The following is a 1,235-nucleotide window of genomic DNA, read 5'->3' as shown; positions in this document are numbered from 1 at the left end:
TTTTTGATTTATTAATCTCCAAGAAACAGGATAATTATTATAGCTTGGAGCTGAACCGACATTCTTCCATGTTGAATTAATCGTTATATTACTACCTGGTTTAAAATTACTAATTAATTGTACAAAAGATAACTCAAATCGATAACCTAATTTTTTAAGAAAATCATCCATTAAATCTTGGTACATTTCAGGGACATTACCTGATTTTATATTTAATAAAGAAGCATGTTTATTTAAAGCAAAGTCAAAAGTTTGTTTGATTTTGTCTCTTGTATATATATTTGGTTCATAACTAAAATCATTTAACGAGGTACAAACCTCAAAATCGACTGGAGCTGTTTTCCAATGTTGAGAAAAATTTTGATATGCATGTCGGTTTGCTAAAGTACTGTTACCTTCTATAAAGTTTATTGTGTCTGGATAACCATTTTCCATGTGATTCCATCCCCAAGGAGCCCAGTCACCTAGGCAATCAGCACGCCAACCTAAATTTAATCTAGATGTTACATCACTTGCGATTGTTTCTGATCTTGAACCCAAATCAATCGATAGTTGTTGGTCTGGGAAAGCGTTATGCATCATATCAACATAGGGTCTTAAATCTTCATATGTATAGCCGTTTTGACCTAATTCAGCATGATCTGCATGAGTTGCAAGATTCCATTCCCCCCATGTACCAACAAGGCCAACATCAATTCTTAAGATGTTTTTATTAGAGTTATATCGTTGACCCATAGCATTAACAAATTTAGTTAATTTTTCTTTTAGTAAAGGATTTTTATAGTCAACAACATAGCTATTATCATCTTTACAAATATCAAAGGTATTCGGATCTATTTGTTTTTTTAACCAACATGGTATTCCCAGTGTTTTTTTACCTGCTAATGGTGATGGATTATAGTATGTTTCATTAAGTCCTGACATTGTCATAAACCGAAAAACAAATTTCTTCCCTAAATTTTTCGCTTGATTAATTGTGTCATCAATAAGTTGGAAATTATATTTTCCTTCTTCAGTTTCTAATTCTTCCCAATACCATCGAAAATAAACAACTGAAGTTTCTGGATGAGTTGGTTCAGACCACCAAGGATCATTTCTTCTATCAAAAGTATGAAAATCTGTAATGCCAATATCTGGATTAACTAATATATCATTGATTGTTTCTGGATAATAATTAATTGTTTCTTGCTTCTGCTTGCTATAAGCATTTTGACTAATGATTAATGAAGAAATAA

General features: G+C 31.3%; 1 protein-coding gene. It reads right to left on the bottom strand.

What is annotated here, in order from left to right; genetic code table 11:
- On the bottom strand, positions 1–1,235 hold a 1,235-nt coding region (locus I3255_RS14465), incomplete at both ends, for a DUF4832 domain-containing protein (RefSeq protein WP_238039445.1).

The organism is Psychrobacter sp. Ps6 (genome assembly GCF_022129235.1).
Classification (GTDB): Bacteria; Pseudomonadota; Gammaproteobacteria; order Pseudomonadales; family Moraxellaceae; genus Psychrobacter.
The sequence above is the reverse complement of the archived record's forward strand: the minus strand, read 5'-3'. Positions and strand labels throughout refer to the sequence as shown.